Genomic DNA, 19,817 nt, shown 5'->3' on the forward strand with positions numbered 1-19,817 from the left:
GGGATCATGGCTTACGGCGCTGCCACCTCCATCATGCCGGTTGCCGTGCGCGCTGCAAATTGCGGACGATACATATCCTCAACCGTTGCTGCCGGATGGGTGTAAAGACCCGGCGTCACTGCACGCACCACATAAGCCAGCGTAATCGGCTTCTTCTCGCCTGCCGAACGGTCGAAAGCGGCCACAAAACGATCATTGCGGAACTCAAGATGCGCTGCCTGTGTGCTGTCGAGCCATGGGAAGTTTCCAAGGTCTGCACTGGAAACAATGCCCGGATTATCGATCTCGAAGCCGGCTGGCAGCAGATCGGTCACAAGCAGACGCGACTGCCATTCCTGCAGATCGTCAATTTTCAGAACGACCACATAGCGCTCATTCTGATTGACCCCGGTGACATTGGCCGGTTCACCATCAAGCGTATAATAAGTGCGCTCGATGTTGAAACCTTCGCCGCCCGCAGGCAGCGACTGCGCAGGTGGCGCAACGGCTGTCACAACAGCATCAACTGAACCCTGACCTTTGTTGGTGACGACCAGCGGCTGCGCTTCAAGGCTTGCACCATTGAGACGCTCGGAGAACGCGCCCTGATGCGCTGTGCCATTGATGTCGAGGCTGATTGCGCCATTGTCATCCTGAAGCCCGCGGGCTGCAAGCAGCATCCATGCCTGATCCTGCGTGCTTAAGTAACGCGCCTTTTCGCGCTGGAACTCGACCAGCGTAATAAGAGCGGGAAGCACTTTCGGCGCAGGCTTGGTTTCCGCAGCCAGAGCCAGCATTGCCGCGCCATCACGCAGCGGCGAGCCATAATCGGAGCGATTATAGTCAAAGCTCGACTGGCTGGTTGCAAGCTGGAGCGACGCATTGAACACGCGTTCCGAACGCGGCTGGTCACCATAAAGAGCAAGTGCTGCACCAAGCTGGGCAACGGCCATCGGGCTTGCAAAGTTTTCGAGCTGGGTATCGGCAAAGTAACGCAGATCGCCAACTGAAGCCTTCTTGTTGCGTGCCAGAACATAAAGCGCATAGGCAATGTCGTTGCCGCGTTCCTTGACGTCGGTGGTGTAGCCGAGCGCATTTTGCAGGTTAGAAAGCGCTGACAGCATTGCCTGCTGCGGCACGTCATAGCCCTTTTCACGCGCACGCGTGAGGAAGTCAGTCACATAGGCGTCCATCCAGAGATCACCCGATCCCGGCGACCAGAGGCCAAACGAACCGCTTGAAGACTGGTTGTTGAGCACACGGAAGATGGAATCCTGTACACGCTTCTTGAGTTCGTCCGGGCTTTCCAGTCCCGCAGCCGCTTCCGTACCTGCCGCCATTTCGCTCAAATAAAGCAGCGGCAGTGCGCGGCTGGTGGTTTGCTCTGTGCAGCCATAAGGATAACGGTCGAGCGCCATCAACAAAGCTGGCACATCAAATGCGGCACTTCGCGTCACACCAACGCTGACAAAAGCACCATCAAGCAGGCTTTCAGACAGAAGACCGCCATCGACTCTCACACTTCCGCCATTGGCAGCGAGATTGACAACATGACGGGTCGTGACCGGCAGATCAACCGGACGCACCGGCAATGCAAGCGCCTGTTCAACATTGAGGCCTTCATCATTGGAAAGCCGGATCGTGACGCCGCCAGCACCCGTAGCGATTGCATTGAGCGGCACGGTGATCGACTGTCGTTTGCCACCCGCGAGCGCAATGCTTTCAGGATAGGAGCCAACCTCGACGCCGAGATTATCGGTGGTCTCAAGGCTCACACGATAATCGCCATCCGGCGCATCTGTATTGGCAATATCGAAGCGCATATTGGCCTGATCGCCGGGAGCCATGAAACGTGGCAGACCAGCGGTGATGACCACAGGATCGCGGATGATCACATCGGTCACCGCGTGACCGACAGCCTTTTTGGTCCATGCGACAGCCATGACACGCGCGGTCCCGTTGAACTGCGGTATGTCGAAATCGATCACTGCCTTGCCGTCGCTATCGAGTTCAACTGGGCCGGAGAACAACGCAACCAGCTTTTCGGTTGGCGGGCTGCCTTCCGCTGCCATATTGCCACCGTCGCCACCTGTGCGCAGCTTGCCCGAGACACCGAGCGAACCGTCGATCAGGCGACCATACATGTCGCGCATTTCAAGGCCCAGCTGACGCTGACCGAAGAACCAATTTTCAGGGTTCGGCGGCTGATAGCGTGTGAGATTGAGAATGCCGACATCGACCGCCGCGAGCATAACATAGGCCTCTTCGCCACCCGCATTTTCAACCGAAACAGGGATGGACAATGTGGAGCGTGGCGCGATCTTTTCAGGCGGGGCCAGCTTGACTGCAAGCTGCTTGTCGGCAGGATCGACCTTGAGCCATTTCAGGCCAATCGCACGCGCAGGCATACGGCTTTCAATAGCCTCACCCGGACGGAACAGCGTGGCCGTGACATAGGCACCAGCACCCCAATCCTCGCCCACCGGAATATCGATGGTCGTGCCACCTTCCGGCACGCTGGCCGTGATGGTCTTGAGCAGCTTTTCAGCACCAATGGTGATGAGCAGTTCACCGGCAAAACGCGGGGACACTTTCAATTCTGCCGTGTCACCTGCCGCATAATGTTCCTTGTCGAGCGCGATTTCGAGCCCGTCCGGCGTTTCGGTCGAAGTGGAGCTGACAAACCAGCCTGCATCAAACTCATAGCTTGTGGCCGGACCTGAAGCATCGGCAGTTTCGATTTCCAGACGGTAACGGCCCCAATCGACCGGCAGACTGATTTCAGCCTCGCTATCGGTTGTAAGGTCAATCTTGCCGTTGGCAATCGCCTTGGTGAAAGTCACTGGTTCGTAGTTCCAGCTGTTGCCACTGCGATACCACTGATAATTACGCTCGATCTTGACCAGCGACCATTGTGCGCCATCAAGCGCCTTGCGATCACCCTTGCTGTCAGAGGCGATCAGGCTGAACTTCGCGGTTCCGCCCTGTGGGACTTCATCGCCGGAGAACTCAGGACGAATGCCGATGAGATCGGTTTCCGGCTGAATAGCAAGATCAATCTTGCGCTCAACCGCACGACCGCCTGTTTCACGCATACGAACCGTGACGGCTGCATTGACGAGACGCGTCGTTGACGGCATTTCATCGACTGTAACCGGGAAAGTCGCCTTGCCATTGTCATCGACTTTTGACAGGCCATCGAGCGGAAGCCGTGTGGCTTCGCCCTGATCTTCATCAGCGAGGCCGAAATAATAGCCCTTGAAGCGGTCCCACTGACGCTTGGTCGAAAGCGTGACTTCTCCTTCAAGCGCAAGACCGGCGGCAGGCGCACCATAGAGGAAACGACCGTCCACGGTGATATTGGCGGTTTCACCCACGGCGATTTCCGGCTTGTCGGACGTCAGATCGAATTCGATCCGGTCCGGCACGAAATCTTCAACCAGGAACATCTGTGTGGCAATCGCTGGCTGCTTGGGATCGGTGTAGATCGCCACCGTCCAGGTGCCGCGCATGGCGTTCGACGGCAAGGTCAGGTCGATGGCATGACCACCCGCCAATTTGCTATCGGAAACAAGACGGCGATCTTCTACGCCATCGGGGCGCGTGAAGATGAAGGTGAGCGGCAGATCATCGATTGCGGTTGCGGTGTCGTCACGCGCAAGCGCCCCCACATGCACAACTTCGCCAGCACGATAGATACCGCGCTCTGTCCATGCATAAAGATCAAGCGCTTTCGGCACGGCACGGCCCGTCACACCACGATCGGAAAGATCGAAACCGGCGCGCGCCATATCGAGGAATGTGAAGTCTTCATCATCTCCGCTCGCCATCAGCACCGCTGGCACCATACCGTCCGTGCCGCGTGTCAGGCCAGGCGTGAACGTTGCACGGCCATCGCGGTCAGTGATCGCTTCGCCGAGCACTTCATTGTTGCGGGCCAGCAGCGTCAGCTTCACGCCTTTAAGCGGCTCTGCGCTTTCAAGCGACCGGGCAAACACATTGATGCCGTCCTGTCCGGTATAGGTCGAAAGGCCGATGTCGGAAACGACAAACCATTGCGTGGCCTTGGTGCCATATTCATCATCGGATTTCTGCACCAGCGGCTCGGCGGTCAGCACATAGACGCCGGGCTTGCGTTCTGGCAACGCTTCATCAACCGGGAAACTGGTCGTCGCTTCCTTGTTCAGCTCATTGCCAGCAACATCGATTTCGCCTTGCCAGACAGGCGCACCCATCTGATCGGAAATCGTGCTGATGTCGTAGCTGTCCAACTGCCGCAGGAACTGATAGCCGGAGAGAAGCTGTGCCAGCGAACGGTCGCCAACCCGGTAGAGCTTCACTTTCGCTGCATCCAGATTGACGCTGACCAGCGGAATGCCGCGACGGGCTTTCGCCGGCAGCACAAAACTATCGCCGGTAAAGCGCACCGATGGCGCGCGATCCTGCACATAGATCGAAAGCGTAACCGGTGCTGGCAGCACTTCGCCAACAGAGGATGGCAGACCCTGACGGAACGTCACATTATAATTGCGGCCATGTTCCAGACCTTCGACGCAGATCTGGCGACCCTTGGCATCAACGGCTTTTGGCGCACCATTATCGAGCGTAACGAAGCTCGAATAATCGACACCGCTTTTTACCAGATCTTCTGAGAACTGCGCGCAGATGCGCGGCGCGGCATTATCATTATCGACCGTGTTATTGACGATGCGGAAGCCTTTGCGGGCTTTGAGATCTTCATAGGCGGCGCGAACCGATGCGGAATTGACGAGATCAAGGCTTGCTTCATAGGCCTGCAAAGCCGGGCGCGACGCATCGCGCTTTTCCAGCGCCTGCGCCATGATGGCGAGCGCTTGCGCACGGTCATCCTTGGTGCGGGATGTCTGGTAAGCGAACCATGAGGCCGATGTCGCATCGCGCTGAAACTTGGAACGTTCCTGATAATTCGATGGTTCGATAGCAAGGACGGAAAGTGCGTATCCGGCCCATAATTGGCTGTCGTCCGGCGCCATGCTTGCAGCTAAGCGGAATTTTTCCATCGCCGTTCGCGGATCGCCATTCATGCTGGCAGTGCTCGCCTCATTGCGCAATGTACGCAGGCCTTCAGAGTTTTCAAGGCTTGCCATTTCACGCTTTAGACGCCGGGCTTCGTCAACCAGATTGGCGGCAAAGAACGAGATTGCGGGAGGCGCACCAATATCTTCAACGGCAACCGCGGCAGGCGTTTCCGTCACGACCTTGCCCGCGATGGAACCGACAGACTCGTTGAGCTTATTGAAATCGGCTTTCAGAAAGCACCATTTGACCTTTGGATTATAGGTGAAGGCCAGACAGGCATTATCGCCAAGACAGATGCTTTTGCATTGCGCGAGCGAGACATTCTTTTCGGTTCGCATATCAAAGCCGAAATAATCGGCATCCTGCGTCGTTTCAATGCGCCGGGTTTCGGTGGCATTGGCACTCAATGATGTCGCAAAGCAAAACGCAGTCGTAAAGGCCAGTAACAGCCGATTGAACCGAACAGACATGAATGTCTCTCTTCTATGGTTGTCGCTCATCCTACGCGGCAGTCTCCAAACGAAGATCCGCATGCTCTCCAGATGAAACCTTAGCAATTTCTCAAAGGCCGGGTAACTGAATTTATGCCCGAACATATCAATAAGTTCTCACAAAGGACGCTATCGAATAGCGTCCAAGAATTTCGTTCCATGTTTCCGCTTTATTAGAATGATATTCTAACCTGGTTTTCAGGAATGGAATTCTGTTCGTCGTAAAGAGAGGGTGGCTTCCTTAAATTCGCACCAGCTTAAACCAAGGAATTCCCCCATGCGCCTCAGCGTCCAAAACATTACCAAAGCTCTCATTGCAGGCTCGCTCATGGCGCTTGCGACCTCCGTCTCCGCCCATGCTGACGCAACGCTGGATCGTATCAAAGCCAAAGGCAAACTAACCGTTGGCGTCATCCTTTCGGGCGCGCCCTTTGGCTATATTGATCCCAAGACGCAGGAACAAAAGGGCCTCAACATCGATATTGCCAAAGAACTCGCAAAGGGGCTGGGCGTAGAGCTTGCAACGCAGACTGTCACGCCGCCCAACCGGGTGCAATTTCTGCAGCAGGGCAAGGTCGATATTCTGATCGCCAACATGCAATATACAGAAGAGCGCGCCAAAACACTGGGTTATGTAAAGACGCCTTATGATCGCATGGGTGGTGCCGCCATTGGTCGTAAAGACAGTGGTATCAAAGACTGGAAAGACCTCAAGGGTAAGGTCGCCTGCGTTTCGCAAGGCTCCAATTATGCACAGCCGCTGGCCGAGGAATATGGTGCCAATGTTAAAGCACTGCCAAGCCAGCCGGAATCACTTCTGGCACTCAAGGGCGGCAATTGCGATGTTTCGGTGCACGTAAGCGGCACACTCGGCCTGTTGCTTCAGGATCGCGCCGATGAATGGAAGGATTACGGTCTTCTAACCCCAACCGACCTCATTCCATCGGATTCTGTCATCTGGCTCAAGAAGGATGAAAACGATACCGAAGCAGCTCTCGACAAGATCGTCCGCGATCTGCATGCGTCGGGAAAAATGATTGAGATCGCCAAGGCTAACCGACTGCCAAACCTCAGCTATCTGGAAGAAGAGCACAACAAGCTCAAGTCTCAGTGAGTTTCGACTTTATCAGGCCAGACGATTTGCGGGCGGTCGATCCGTCCGCATCTCCAGAGCGTTTGCGGAAAATTACCGGATAGTTTCAATGGAAGAAGCTCTGATTTCGCGCTTTATCGAACTGACAGGCGCAATCGGCCTCAATTATGAATTTCTCAACAGCAGTTATGAACGCGGGATCTGGTTTCATGGCATGGTCACCACGCTTGAACTGGTCATCATTACGATTCCGCTCAGTCTGTTTTTCGGCTTTTTGTTTGCAGGGGCGCTAACCTCCAACAAACGCTGGCTTTCGGTGCCAGTGCGCGGCTATGTCGAACTCACCCGCAATACGCCGACACTCGTTCAGCTCATGTGTGGATTTCTCGTGCTCAACATGCTGATTTCCAATGCAATTGGCGGCGCGCAGAACAATCCCCTGACACCGTTTTTCTGGCTGATAACAATCACGGCTCTGCATAGTGCCGCTCTTCACGCCGAAGCATTGCGCGGCGGTATTGAAGCCGTGCCCGGCACAACAATTGAAGCAGCCAGAGCCATCGGTTTTAATTCTTTGCAGGTGCTGATCTATGTGGAACTGCCGCTTGCAATCCGCACCGCACTGCCTGCAATCGTCAATAATCTCGTCAATCTGGTCAAGCTGTCCACCGTCGGGTCGGCCATTGCCGTGGGCGAAATCACCTATGCGTCGATCCTGATCTGGACCCAGCGTGACAATGTGGTCGAACTGATGCTGGTCATTCTTTTGTTTTTCAGCATCATCAATCTCTTCGTCGCACGCCTTGGCTACTGGTTCGAAAAACGCCTTGCAATTCCGGGATATGGCCAATGACGATCGCAATTGAACAAAAGCCCGGCCTCAGGCTTTCGCCAGCAACGCTCACATTCACGGCCATTATTCTTGCGGTTGCGTTCTGGTTCTATATTGATCCGTCGCTCGGACAAATTTGGCTCAGCTGGCTGCCTTATCTTGGCAAAGGCTTTGCCATGAATGTGCTCATCAGCATCTGTGCCATCACGCTTGGCTCGCTGGCAGGGATTATTCTCGGCATCATGGAGCTTGCGCCCTATAAAATCATCCGCGCACCGGCAATCACCTATGTGCAGATTTTCCGCAATGCACCGCTTCTCGTGCTGATCTTTGCCGCCACCTATATTTTCCCGTTCGAGCTGGTGGTTTTCGGCAATTATGTCCCGTTCCCCGACTGGATCAAGGCGGTCGTTGGTCTGGCGATCCCGGCAAGCGCACATATTGCAGAAATTACGCGCGGCTCTATCCAGTCAATCCCGACCGCGCAATGGGAAGCGGCACAGGGCTTGGGCTTTTCGCGCCTGCAATCGCTGCGCTGGATCATTCTGCCACAATGCATCAAGCGCTCGCTGCCACCGTGGATGAATCTTTATACGTCCATCACCATGGGGACGGCCCTCGCTTCGCTTGTCGGCGTGCATGAATTGCTGCATTCGGCAACCGATGCCAGCACCGCTGTGCAGCGCAATGATTTCACCGTCATCATCTATCTGAGTGTGCTGATGGCGTTCTTTCTCTTTTGCTATCCCGTGTCGCGCTTCACACAGCGGCTCGAAAAGCGGCTCTCCTCCCGCTGACAAGGATCTGGAATTCACATGAGCGACACCACCAAAACTACATTGGTCGAACTGGAGAACGTTCATCTGTCTTTCGGGCAGAATGAAGTGCTCAAGGGCATCGACCTCAAGATCAACAAGGGCGATGCGGTCTCGATTATCGGCCCATCAGGCTCGGGAAAATCGACCATTCTGCGCTGCATCAATGGTCTGCTGATCCCACAATCAGGCAAGATCACCGTAGGTGCAACCCGCGTGGATGCGCTTAAAACCGAAGCCGAGCGCATTAAATTGCGCAAGCGCATCGGCATTGTGTTCCAACAGTTCAATCTGTTCCCGCATCTGACAGTTCTTGAAAACATCACGCTTGCGCCGGTCAAAATCCTGCGCACGCCCAAAGCCGAAGCCGAGCGCCACGCAAAAGAACTGCTGAAAAAAGTGCGGCTCGAACATAAGACCGACGCCTATCCGGGCGAACTTTCCGGTGGTCAGCAACAGCGTGTCGCCATTGCCCGTGCGCTTGCCATGCGCCCGGAGCTGGTGCTGTTTGATGAAGTCACCTCCGCGCTTGATCCGGAAACCGTCGGCGAAGTGCTGTCGGTCATTCGCGATCTTGTCAATGAAGGCATGACGAGCATTCTTGTAACCCACGAGATGCGTTTTGCCGAAGAAATCAGCGACACGATCGTATTTACGGAAAATGGTCGCATCATCGAACACGGCACGCCGGAGCAGCTTTTCTACAAGTCCACAAACCCGCGCATCCGCGCGTTCGTGAACGGTCTTGGTGGCAATGCAAACCGCATCAATGAAGGCGGTGAAGGCATCTGATATGACAGATCATGTAACGAAAGCCTTAAGCCAGGCGATTGTTGGCTCTAAACCATCGCCCGATGCAATCGCGATTGCCCGCACGGCAATTGTTGATTTTCTTGCCTGCGCACTTGGCGGTGCAAATGATCGCAGCACGCTTCTGGTCAGCAAGGTTCTGGGTGTGGGCGGCACTGTCGCGCTCATTGGTCAGAGCGGAAAAGCCGATCCTTTTTCGGCAGCACTGATCAATGGTCATGCAGCCCATGTGCTTGATTATGACGATGTGCATGGCAGTGTGCGCGGACATCCGACAATTGCAATCATTCCCGCACTCCTTTCGGTGGCCGCAGAAAGCAATGTCAGCGCGCACGGATTCATTGCCGCCTATATTGTCGGACTGGAAACCATGGCACGCCTTGGCCTTGCCATGGGCACAAAACACTATGAAACCGGCTTTCACGCGACCGCAACGCTCGGCACCATCGGGGCTGCGGCAGCCATTGCGCATCTTCTCAAATTCGATGCGACGACCACAGCCATTGCTCTTGGTCTCGCGGCCACACAATCAGCAGGGCTTCGCCTGCAATTCGGCTTTGACGCAAAGCCGCTTCATGCAGGATTTGCCGCGCGCGCCGGTCTCACGGCCGCCCGACTGGCCGAAGCTGGCTTTCACGGTGCACCGGATTTCATCGACAACGCAAACGGCTTTTTCAAAGCCTTTGCCTTTGGTGCGCAAGATCTATCCCGCGTGAGCCAAGGTTGGGGTGCGCCATGGCAGATTATCGTTCCGGGCCTGACGCTGAAAGCGTTCCCCTGCTGTACAGCGGCGCATCCGGTTGCTGTCGGCGCTTTAGCCTTGCGCCATGAAAACGCGCTGCAACCCGATCAGATCGCCTCCGTTTCCATCACCTTCCCCCCCGGAGGCGATGCCGCACTGGTGACAACCAAGCCTGTGACGGGCATTGATGCGCGGTTCAGCCCGGAATATATTTTTGCGGCTGCTTTGCGGGACGGAAAACTGACAATTGCGCATTTCGATGAGCGGCCGGTCGATGCCGATCTCGCGCAGCTCGCAGCGAAAGTGACGCGACACCATGACGAGCGCGCAGCGCGGCTCTCGCCCGATCCCAAAACACGCTTCGTCATGATCGATGTAACGCTGAAAGTCGGCTCGATGCTTTCCAAGCGTGTCGATGGTCTGCCGAGTATCAGCGATCCAACCGGCAAATTCAAAGATGCGACAAAGGATGATCTGCGCTTTGCAGGCATACCCGATCTCGTCCAATCCATGACCAGCGCAGACGACTTGCAAAAGCTTATCGCGTGGCTCAACCAATCCCCGGAGTAAAAGACATGACCAAGAAACAAATGCATCTCGGCCTTTTCCTGCAAGGTGCTGGCCACCATGTTTCCGGCTGGCGTCACCCGGATGCGGAAGCGGGCAGCGAGAATTTTGATCTGCTGCGCCGTGTGGCACAAGAAGCGGAAAAAGCGAAATTCGACATGGTATTTCTGGCCGATGGCCTGACCAGCGGCGTCGATGCGCATCCGTCGATGGTAGCGCGGTTTGAGCCGCTGACCTTGCTATCCGCACTTGCCATGGTCACAGACAAGATCGGGCTGGCAGCCACCGCTTCGACCACCTATGGCGAGCCTTATCACACAGCCCGCGCCTTTGCGTCCATTGACCATTTGAGCCATGGACGGGCCGCGTGGAACATCGTCACCACATCCTACGCCCGAACGGCAAACAACTTCTCCAAAAGCCATCCTGAACATGATGAGCGCTATGCGGTCGCTGAAGAATTCGTCGATGTCGTGCGCGGTCTTTGGGATAGCTGGGATGATGATGCTTTTCCCAAAGACAAGGAAAAAGGCGTCTATGCCGATCCGAACAAGCTGCATGTGCTCAATCACGCCGGCAAATATTACACGGTGCAGGGCCCGCTCAATATTCCGCGTTCTCCGCAAGGTCATCCGGTGCTCATTCAGGCTGGATCGTCCGGCCCAGGCCAGGATCTGGCGGCACGTATCGCGGATATTGTTTTCACAGCACAGCAGAGCCTGCCGGAAGCACAGGCATTCTATACAGGCCTGAAAGAACGCGTGGTCAAAGCAGGCCGGGACGCCGACAGCGTTGCCGTGATGCCGGGCTTCATGCCGATCATTGGCGAAAGTTTCGAGGATGCTGCCGAAAAGCTGAAAGAACTCAATCGCTGGACAGATATCAAGAGTGCCATGCCGCTTCTCGAAGAGCGTATCGGCCACAGCCTTGCCGAATATGATCTGGACGGCCCCCTGCCCGACCTGCCGATTTCTGATCAGCTTCGCAGCCGAGCAGAACTTCTGCGTGATCTGGCGCGCCGCGAGAATCTCACCATCCGTGACCTTGCGCTTCGCGTCGCGGCCGGTCGTGGCCACCATATTGTGCTTGGAACGCCCGAGCAGATTGCCGACCGCATGCAGGAATGGTTTGAAGGCAAAGCTGCCGATGGCTTCAATGTGATGCCTCCATATTTCCCCGGCGGTCTTGAAGATTTCAACACAAAGGTCGTGCCGATCCTTCAGGAGCGTGGGCTTTTCCGCACAAAGTATGGTGGCTCGACATTACGCGAACATCTCAATATTGCGCGGCCAGGCATGACACCAAGGCACTAAGGTGCTCACGCAGCACACAAGTTTAACCGGGTATCCATGAGCCATACTCACCGATACCCGGTATAAGATAGACACGATACGCCTCCCCCAAAACAAAGGCCAGAAAGCCTGCCCCGCAGGTTTTCCGGTTGGCATGAATAATGGCACATCCAGACAGACTGAATTTCGAAACGCCCGATGCGCCCGGCGCAATGGCCACAGCGGATGAACTCAAAGCTGCGATGCGGCAGCTTGCTGCCGGCATCTGTGTTGTGAGTGTTGGCACCGGCGAAGCCAAAACGGGGGCAACGGTGACATCTGCGACAGCACTGTCCGTTGAACCGCCCACCATCATCGTCAATATCAATCTCACTGCATCTGTCTGGCCGGTAATCAATGCTGAAGGTTGCTTCTGCCTCAATATTTTATCCGATGCGCAACAGGCCATCGCCGATCGTTTTGCAGGCCGGAACGGTGAAAAGGGTGCACGCCGCTATGAAGGCGCCGAATGGTACAGGCTTGCAAGCGGTGCATTGGCGCTCAAAGGTGCACTCGCTTCCATTGATTGCGAAGTTGAAGACGTCATCACGCGCCATACCCATGCGATTGTTATTGGTCGTGCACTCAAAATCGTGACCGGCAGTGGCGAACCTCTGATCTATCATCAAGGACGCTATCACAGCTTACAACGCTGATATTTTCTTAACGCATAGGCTCTATCGAGATGACGTGCGACTTCGTTTCAATCAGATCGCAGCGCGCTATGAGCCTGCATCTTACCCGAAAACCGCTTTGCGCCTTTGTACATGTGCTTGCCAACCCGCATTATACCTAAAACAGCTGTTGCCTTGATTTCACAAATTGCCTAGCTGTTAGACAAGTTGCGTGAAAGCGGAGGAGTGAGCATCATGATTGACTGGGTATCCAATAGTACGCCGGTTAACCGAAAAAATGCTGCTGAAATCGTATTTGAGGATATACGGTCAGCCATAACGACCGGACGCCTGCAGATCGGAATACGCCTTCCCTCTGAAGCCAAGCTCGCGGAAAAATACAGCGTCAGTCGTCCAATCGTGCGCGAAGCACTGCGCTCGCTTCAAACGCTGGGCCTCACCCACACCCGCACCGGAAGCGGCACTTATGTGCTGAAATCTTCACCGGGCCCGGAATTAAGTTATGGCGGCTATTCGGCGAGTGATCTTATTGAGGCGCGTCCGTTTATTGAAGTGCCCGCAGCAGGCTGGGCCGCAACACGCCATACGCAGGATCAGATCGAAAAAATCCTCGATATTTGTGAGCGCATGGACAGACAGACGGACCTTCATAAATGGGTTCTTCTCGACACCGAATTTCACAGCATGATTGCTACAGCTTCCGGCAATACGGTTTTCGCCAATATCGTAGCAGATGCGCGCGATGCCCTTTCGCGCCAGTCGGAACTCGTCAATCTGATGGCTGGTCGGCGCACCGCGTCCAATATTGAACATCGCCAGATCGCTGAAGCGATCAAATCCGGCTCTCAGGAGCGGGCACGGCTTGCCATGCAAAACCATCTCGGACAGGTCGAACTGGCTGTGACCACGATTATTGCAAAAGAAAAATAATGTAAAACAGCTCGTTCTCGGAGTGATTTATGCCGTGTTCTGACAGAGCATACCAAGGCATAAAACCGAATTTAAAATTCTGAATCTACTGTATAATTTTTATAGCAGTGACGCAGTGGACCCTAAGTTCCAGCTGCCCCACGCCCTGCAATTCATCAAAAACATCCGCTCCCGCGCCTGCTTGACTGCCGATTTCTGATATGCGTTAAGAGCTTCAGAAATTTGTCATACAGCATTACAGAATATCAAAAACGCAACGGTCCATCGTCGAAAGCATTTCATCAAAGCTATTTCTTCATAGAAAATCTGGCTCTCAGGGAGGAGCGATGACAACGGAATTTATCAAGGCGACGCCATCTGAATGTGAAGTCTACAAAGAAGAAGACAGCGGCTATCACAAAGCGCTTAAACCACGTCAGATCCAGATGATTGCCATTGGCGGTGCCATTGGTACGGGTCTGTTTCTTGGCGCGGGCGGACGGCTGGAACAGGCCGGCCCTTCACTGGTGCTTGTTTATGCTGTGTGCGGCTTTTTCGCATTTCTGGTACTGCGCGCCCTTGGCGAGTTGATCATGCATCGCCCGAGCTCCGGCTCTTTTGTCTCCTATGCACGCGAGTTCTACGGCGAAAAAATGGCTTTTGCAGCGGGGTGGATGTACTGGCTCAACTGGGCCATGACATCAATTGCGGACGTGACCGCTGTCGCGCTCTACATGAATTTCTTCAAGCATTATGTTCCATGGCTCGAAGGCATTGACCAGTGGGTGTTTGCGATGACCGCGCTCATCATTGTGCTCTCGATGAACCTGCTCTCGGTCAAAGTCTTTGGAGAGCTGGAATTCTGGTTCAGCCTTGTCAAAGTGCTCTCGCTTGTCATTTTCCTGATTGTCGGCATTTATTTTGTCGTGACCGGCACACCAATTGATGGTCATCAGCCGGGTTTCCATCTTATTCGTGAGAGCGGCGGCTTCTTCCCCAACGGGATATTGCCTGCACTTGTCATTATACAAGGTGTCGTGTTCGCCTATGCCTCGATTGAGCTGATTGGCACCACGGCTGGCGAAACAGAAGATCCACGCAAGATCATGCCAGGCGCGATTAAAACAGTCGTTTTCCGCTTGCTGGTTTTCTATGTCGGTTCTGTCCTGCTTCTCACCATGCTGCTTCCTCACACGCTTTATTCGGGCGGAGAAAGCCCGTTTGTCACCTTCTTCAGTAAAATTGGCGTCGAGGGTGCTGATATTATCATGAACCTTGTGGTTCTCACTGCGGTTCTGTCATCCCTCAATGCCGGTCTCTACTCAACCGGACGCATTCTCCACTCGATGGCTGTTTCCGGTTCAGCACCTGCGTCTCTTGCCAAAATGAACAAAAATGGCGTGCCCTATGGCGGCATCGCTGTCACCGCCGCAGTGACCGCGCTTGGTGTGGTGCTCAACGCCTTTGTTCCGGCGGCAGCGTTCGAGATTGCACTTAATCTGGCTTCACTGGGGATTATCACCGCCTGGGGCGTGATTATCCTGTGCCAGCTCAAGCTTTGGTCTCTTTCGCGCAAGGGTGAAATCGCCCGTCCGGACTTCCGCATGTTCGGCGCACCTTACACCGGCATTCTCACGCTTTTGTTTTTGTTCGGCGTTCTGGTGCTGATGGCCTTCGATTATCCTATTGGCTCATATACCATCGGTTCGATGATTATCATTGTACCTGCGCTGGTTATTGGCTGGTATTGTCTGCGTGACCGAATCTATCGTCTGGCAGCCGAACGCGCAGCCGAGGCGGGCCATGCTGACAAGTGAGGGGCAGAGTGAATAAGACGCAATTCCAACCATTGGTGGCGATTATCGCCACCGGTGGAACTATTGCAAGCAAGCGCGGGGAAGACGGGGCAAGCACACCGACGCTGAACGGCGGAGATCTGCTCGCAACTCTTGCAGGGCGTGATGCCAGCCTGCGTGCAATTGATCTGATGGCCAAGGATTCTTCAAGCCTGACGCTCATCGATATGCAGGCCATTAGCGATGCCGTTCAAGTGCAGCTCGACGACCCGCAAATCAGCGGCATTGTTGTGCTTCATGGCACGGATTCCATGGAAGAGACCGCCCTTCTTGTTCATCTGCAACGGCATATTTCCAAGCCAGTCATTTTCACAGGCGCACAATTTACAGCTGATCATCCCGATGCTGACGGTCCTGCCAATCTGGCCACAGCAATCCGCCTTGCCGCTGATCCTGCCAGCAGGGATAAGGGCGTGGTGATTGCCTTTGGTGGCCGGATTGTTCCTGCATGGGGTGCTTTCAAATACAGCAGTGACCACGCTGACGCTTTCAGATCGGTGCGCGCGCTTAAAACACCCGACGGCATTCACCTCCCCGCGCCGGTCGCTGGCAAACGTATCGACATCGTTGCCATTCATCCCGGCTGTGATGATCTGCATATTCAGGCCAGCATACAAGCAGGCACAGATGGCATCATCCTTGCAGCGCTTGGTTCAGGCAATGCCAACGCGGCTATCGTTGAAGCCGTGAAGCAATGCTCAAAGCATAATATTCCGGTCGTGGTTTCAAGCCGCGTTCCAACAGGTGTGCTGGTGGCAGGCTATGGCGGCGGTGGCGGTGGTTTTGATCTGGTTACAGCCGGTGCGATCCATTCGCAAACCCTGCGCCCCGGACAGGCACGAATTCTATTGGCCAGCATGATAGCGAACACATGCCCGAAAGAGCTGATCGTCAAAGCTTTTGACGATGAGGATTTTCGGCTGGGCACTCAATCTGAAAAAAAATCTCTTGAGACTTGAAACCAAACTTTCGATTTCTATTTAAACAGTGTGGACCGGGCCCCTCTGGCGGTTTCCTTGAAACCGTGATGTCGGACCACTTCGAGTAAGCTCGAGGTCAGCCCGGTCATATCCTCGCCGACCTTGTTAAATGAAACAGAGGTCGGAAATGGAAATTTTCACAACACTCTTTATGGGAACACCGCTCTGGATGTGGCTGGTGTTCATCGGCATTGTTCTTGCACTTCTGGTGCTGGATCTTGGTGTCTTCAACAAAGAAGACCATGAGATCGAGATTGGCGAAAGCCTCAAAATGTCAGCGTTCTATATAACGCTTGGCCTGGCTTTCTCCGGTTTCGTCTGGTGGCAGATGACCAGCGAGGCGACAGCACAGTATCTCACGGCCTTTGTGGTCGAAAAGACGCTGGCGCTTGATAATATCTTTGTCATTGCGCTGATCTTCAGCTTCTTTGCAATCCCGAGAAAATATCAGCATCGCGTGCTGTTCTGGGGTATTCTTGGCGTTATCATCCTGCGCGGCATCATGATCGGTCTGGGTGCCACAATTGTCGCAAATTATCACTGGGTTCTTTATCTCTTTGCGATCTTCCTGATTGGCACAGGGATCAAGATGCTCTTCTCTGGTGATGATGAAGAGCCTGATCTAAGCCGTAACCCGCTTCTTCACTTTGCCCGCAAACACATGCGTGTGACGGATGAGCTGCATGGCAATGCATTTTTCGTGCGCATCAAGGATAGCAAAACGGGTAAGATGCTGCGCTTTGCAACGCCGCTTTTTCTGGCGCTGGTCATGATCGAATTTGCCGATCTGATTTTTGCAGTCGATTCAGTGCCAGCTGTGTTCACAATCACCACCGATCCGTTCATCGTCTATACCTCCAATATCTTTGCAATCCTTGGCCTCAGAGCGCTGTTCTTTGCCTTGTCGGCTATTCTGCATCGTTTTGCCTATCTCAAATATGCACTGTCCATTCTGCTGATCTTCATTGGCTCCAAGATGTTCATTGCAGACCTGATGGGCTGGGAGAAATTCCCGCCAGCATGGTCGCTTGGTATTACCTTTGCCATTCTGGGCGCTGGTATTGTGGTTTCGCTGGTCAAAACCAAGGACGATAACAAGGCTGTTATAGACACACAGTCTTAAGCAGTTTTTTTGTCTATTTCGGGCGTCAGGGAGAACTCTGACGCCTTTTTCATTGCAGTTGTGCTTGCATATCACGATGTTTGCCGTGCAGAGCGCTGCTCATCAAAGCTCTTACAGAAAATCCGTCTTCAGCGGCCTTTTCCACCAGGATACGCAGATAACCGCTGATGGAGCGAATTTCGCCATATCGCTGTAGGAGATAAGCAATAACAATGGCTGTGTTTTCTCTTCCTAAAATTTTCAGAGCGAATTGATGCAGTCGGGTATCGATGCCGATAAACCCGTGAACTTTATCGGTTGCATCTACAAGATGCTGCCATTGAGTAATCGGTTGTTGAGTATAGGATGTTATTTCAGGACAGGCTCGTAGGACGAAATCAAGCGAGACAGTCCTTTCTGGTAACGGTTTGTCAGTTGAGGAACACTGTTTAGTTCTCATGTTTGCAACGGTTCTATCAATATAGGAATCTGGTTTTGATTCATAATATTGCCGCTCATTTTGAGACTCTCTGCCGCTCATATTTTGATTTTTTTCGTTGTTTTTCAGAGCGTTATCAACAGTGGCGTAAATTTCATTCAGCTTCTTGATTAAAACAAGCAGTTCTTGTGCACTGGCACGGCGCGGAATTGTGTCCACGACAGTTCTGAAAACTGTACTGATATCAGTCCATGATCCGTCCAGTTTTTGTTCGACGGCATATTCAAGTGTTTTGGCTATATCGCGGCGTAGCAAAGTTAGCTGCTCACGCAATTCGCGTAGCAGGGTCTTATCGGCTTTGACTTTTTCGGCGGCAGCTTCAATTTCGTCTTTGCGTGCAAGCAGTGGGGCAAGAGAGAAACCAAAAGCAAGTTTGACATCGCCTGTTTTCGTACGGCGGGCATAGCGTTTGCCATTGGGGCTGTCCTGGCGCGCAACAAGACCTGCATCGACCAGCGCTGCAAGATGTCTGCGTAAGGTTGCATCGGCCATGCCATGGGCGCGCAAGGCGAGTTGTTTGTTGGAAGGAAACACAATGAGGCCATTGGTTTCGCTCAAAATATTCTCAGGATAAAAGGATAGCAGCGCTGCAAGAACTGCAAGCGTGCGGTCACTGATACCAAGAATGCTCTTGCCTTCGCAGAGCCAACGATGAAGCTGCCATTTATCGACAGCTGAACCTTCAGGAATTTCCCGTGCCTTTTGCTGCATTGTCAGCAAGGCATGAGTCATCCTTTGACGACCAAAGGGCGTCAAGCCGAATTGAGACTCCATTTTCTTCCACCTTCCACAAGGCAAAAGAAATTCAACCGCCAAAATGACGCTAATTACACTTGACAGTGATTCGTAGATTTGCGATTCTCTAGCTGCTAAACCAATGAGAAGGGCTTCCACGCGGCGACGTTTGGGGGCCTTTTTCTTTTGCTTCGGTTTCCTTTTCGATCGTTCGTGCAAATGACCATCACTTGCATCCAACTCAATCTTACCCGCTACTCAGAAGACAGGGATAAGTTTCCCTGAATTTTTTAAATGCACTGCCTCTTGATATCTGGGCGATGCGATGAAAACTTTATACTGGCCAGTTCTGAAATAGGTTATGTGCTTGTCCGAACTGGGATTACGCTTACGCACTCACTTTTCCTCATCCCGAAATGACGCATAAAGCGTATCGAGATTACGGGAAATCCATTCAGCAAAACGTTGTCCATTTGCGGCACCAAGCGCCAGTGTGGCCGTTTTACCTGTTTTTTTGACCACGACACTGATGCTCTTGTCGTCTGGTGCCCATGTGATTCCAGCGCGCGAAGCAGCCTTTGTGACAGGCTTGTTTTGCCGTGCCCCTTTCAAATAGCCATAGAGCTGCTCAAAGCGTGTGGCAGACTGCGCATTTTTAAAAGCATCTGTTGCGATCAGTTCACGCGCGGCATCCGCTTTGCCGGGCATTTCGATCAGCTTGCGCAATTCCAGCCAGCGATCCCGTCCAATACCCTTTGCAGGCCCAATGGCCACCAGCATATCTTCGGGAATAGACCGCGGGATTGTCAGCATCTTCGACAAGGTCTGATAATCTACCGACAAGGCTGCCTGTATCGCTTCGCGATCAAAATTCATCGCTTCAAGGCGCGCTGCAAACAGTACGCGTTCAATGAAGCTGAGATTGGCACGGGCTGAATTTTCCTGCCCCTGGCTCAGAATATGTTCAAGATCTTCCAGTGGCTTGATGACGGCCTTGACCTTGATACCGAGCTCTTGAGCGACACGGGCGCGACGATGACCGAAAACGATCATATAGCGGCCGCTGGTCTGCGGGTGAGGGCGAACAAGAATTGGACTGTCCTGCCCTCTTTCCCGAATGGCTTCCAGCAGCTCGGCATATTCCTGATCGTTCGCTTCTTGCAGACGGTCCGCTATAAAAGAAACATCAAGAACTGCCGGGTCCAGTTCAACGATCGTTTCACCATCCAGCTTCTGTGCAGCCTGCTTTGCGAGTTCGTTAATAGACGCGGAGAGAGACTTTGCGGCACCGAAACGACGAGTCACGCTTTCTACGGGGGCTTCGGGCTGTTCTTCCGTTGCTTCCGGGCGCATGACGCTTTCAAATATGTTCTTTCGTGCCAT

General features: G+C 53.7%; 14 protein-coding genes. 11 read left to right on the forward strand and 3 right to left on the reverse strand.

The features are described 5' to 3' along the window. Positions 1-11: 11 nt before the first annotated feature. Positions 12-5,507, reverse strand: a complete 5,496-nt coding sequence (locus ABE530_RS15800) for an alpha-2-macroglobulin family protein (protein WP_499695134.1) — start codon at positions 5,505-5,507, stop codon at positions 12-14. A 349-nt stretch (positions 5,508-5,856) separates the two neighbouring features. Here ABE530_RS15800 and ABE530_RS15805 point away from each other — a divergent pair, with 349 nt between their 5' ends. From ABE530_RS15805 to ABE530_RS15855, 11 genes are all read left to right on the forward strand, one after another. Continuing rightward, entirely contained in the window at positions 5,857-6,642 is a 786-nt protein-coding gene (locus tag ABE530_RS15805; protein WP_396996850.1) for a transporter substrate-binding domain-containing protein, read from the forward strand. An 88-nt stretch (positions 6,643-6,730) separates the two neighbouring features. After that, positions 6,731-7,474 (forward strand): amino acid ABC transporter permease, encoded by a 744-nt coding sequence (locus ABE530_RS15810; RefSeq protein WP_265984986.1) that lies wholly within the window; start codon positions 6,731-6,733, stop codon positions 7,472-7,474. Beyond that, positions 7,471-8,250, forward strand: a complete 780-nt coding sequence (locus ABE530_RS15815) for an amino acid ABC transporter permease (protein WP_499695135.1) — start codon at positions 7,471-7,473, stop codon at positions 8,248-8,250. Before ABE530_RS15810 ends, ABE530_RS15815 begins: the two co-directional genes overlap by 4 nt. Before the next feature lie 18 nt (positions 8,251-8,268). Beyond that, positions 8,269-9,060, forward strand: coding sequence for an amino acid ABC transporter ATP-binding protein (locus tag ABE530_RS15820; RefSeq protein ID WP_499695136.1), 792 nt, complete (start codon positions 8,269-8,271; stop codon positions 9,058-9,060). Between the two features lies 1 nt (position 9,061). Beyond that, the gene (locus tag ABE530_RS15825; protein WP_499695137.1) at positions 9,062-10,390 is read left to right on the forward strand and encodes an MmgE/PrpD family protein; all 1,329 of its coding nucleotides are present in this window, start codon (positions 9,062-9,064) and stop codon (positions 10,388-10,390) included. Between the two features lie 5 nt (positions 10,391-10,395). Further along, positions 10,396-11,700 carry an LLM class flavin-dependent oxidoreductase gene (locus tag ABE530_RS15830; RefSeq protein WP_499695138.1) on the forward strand — a complete coding sequence of 435 codons (1,305 nt, stop codon included), beginning with the start codon at positions 10,396-10,398 and terminating at the stop codon, positions 11,698-11,700. Positions 11,701-11,840: 140 nt separating this feature from the next. Beyond that, positions 11,841-12,374: a flavin reductase family protein gene (locus tag ABE530_RS15835; RefSeq protein ID WP_499695139.1), complete on the forward strand. Its 534-nt coding sequence runs from the start codon at positions 11,841-11,843 to the stop codon at positions 12,372-12,374. 213 nt (positions 12,375-12,587) lie between these two features. Continuing rightward, positions 12,588-13,283, forward strand: coding sequence for a FadR/GntR family transcriptional regulator (locus ABE530_RS15840; protein WP_265984981.1), 696 nt, complete (start codon positions 12,588-12,590; stop codon positions 13,281-13,283). A gap of 326 nt (positions 13,284-13,609) precedes the next feature. After that, positions 13,610-15,079, forward strand: coding sequence for an amino acid permease (locus tag ABE530_RS15845; protein ID WP_265984979.1), 1,470 nt, complete (start codon positions 13,610-13,612; stop codon positions 15,077-15,079). Between the two features lie 8 nt (positions 15,080-15,087). After that, positions 15,088-16,077: an asparaginase gene (locus tag ABE530_RS15850; RefSeq protein WP_499695140.1), complete on the forward strand. Its 990-nt coding sequence runs from the start codon at positions 15,088-15,090 to the stop codon at positions 16,075-16,077. A gap of 148 nt (positions 16,078-16,225) precedes the next feature. Continuing rightward, the gene (locus ABE530_RS15855; protein ID WP_499695141.1) at positions 16,226-17,221 is read left to right on the forward strand and encodes a TerC family protein; all 996 of its coding nucleotides are present in this window, start codon (positions 16,226-16,228) and stop codon (positions 17,219-17,221) included. A gap of 49 nt (positions 17,222-17,270) precedes the next feature. Here ABE530_RS15855 and repC read toward each other — a convergent pair whose 3' ends face one another. Beyond that, a complete protein-coding gene (gene repC, locus ABE530_RS15860; protein ID WP_499695171.1) occupies positions 17,271-18,473 on the reverse strand; it encodes a plasmid replication protein RepC in 1,203 nt (400 codons plus the stop codon). Between the two features lie 357 nt (positions 18,474-18,830). Beyond that, the gene (gene repB / locus ABE530_RS15865; RefSeq protein WP_499695142.1) at positions 18,831-19,817 is read right to left on the reverse strand and encodes a plasmid partitioning protein RepB; all 987 of its coding nucleotides are present in this window, start codon (positions 19,815-19,817) and stop codon (positions 18,831-18,833) included.

Source organism: Brucella sp. TWI559, assembly GCF_039674265.1.
Taxonomy (GTDB): Bacteria; Pseudomonadota; Alphaproteobacteria; order Rhizobiales; family Rhizobiaceae; genus Brucella; species Brucella chromiisoli.

Coding starts and splice junctions, on each gene's coding strand:
- ABE530_RS15800 (WP_499695134.1), bottom strand. CDS start 5,507: ATGTCTGTTCGGTTCAATCGGCTGTTACTGGCCTTTACGACTGCGTTT.
- ABE530_RS15805 (WP_396996850.1), top strand. CDS start 5,857: ATGGCGCTTGCGACCTCCGTCTCCGCCCATGCTGACGCAACGCTGGAT.
- ABE530_RS15810 (WP_265984986.1), top strand. CDS start 6,731: ATGGAAGAAGCTCTGATTTCGCGCTTTATCGAACTGACAGGCGCAATC.
- ABE530_RS15815 (WP_499695135.1), top strand. CDS start 7,471: ATGACGATCGCAATTGAACAAAAGCCCGGCCTCAGGCTTTCGCCAGCA.
- ABE530_RS15820 (WP_499695136.1), top strand. CDS start 8,269: ATGAGCGACACCACCAAAACTACATTGGTCGAACTGGAGAACGTTCAT.
- ABE530_RS15825 (WP_499695137.1), top strand. CDS start 9,062: ATGACAGATCATGTAACGAAAGCCTTAAGCCAGGCGATTGTTGGCTCT.
- ABE530_RS15830 (WP_499695138.1), top strand. CDS start 10,396: ATGACCAAGAAACAAATGCATCTCGGCCTTTTCCTGCAAGGTGCTGGC.
- ABE530_RS15835 (WP_499695139.1), top strand. CDS start 11,841: ATGGCACATCCAGACAGACTGAATTTCGAAACGCCCGATGCGCCCGGC.
- ABE530_RS15840 (WP_265984981.1), top strand. CDS start 12,588: ATGATTGACTGGGTATCCAATAGTACGCCGGTTAACCGAAAAAATGCT.
- ABE530_RS15845 (WP_265984979.1), top strand. CDS start 13,610: ATGACAACGGAATTTATCAAGGCGACGCCATCTGAATGTGAAGTCTAC.
- ABE530_RS15855 (WP_499695141.1), top strand. CDS start 16,226: ATGGAAATTTTCACAACACTCTTTATGGGAACACCGCTCTGGATGTGG.
- repC (WP_499695171.1), bottom strand. CDS start 18,473: ATGGAGTCTCAATTCGGCTTGACGCCCTTTGGTCGTCAAAGGATGACT.
- repB (WP_499695142.1), bottom strand. CDS start 19,817: ATGGCACGAAAGAACATATTTGAAAGCGTCATGCGCCCGGAAGCAACG.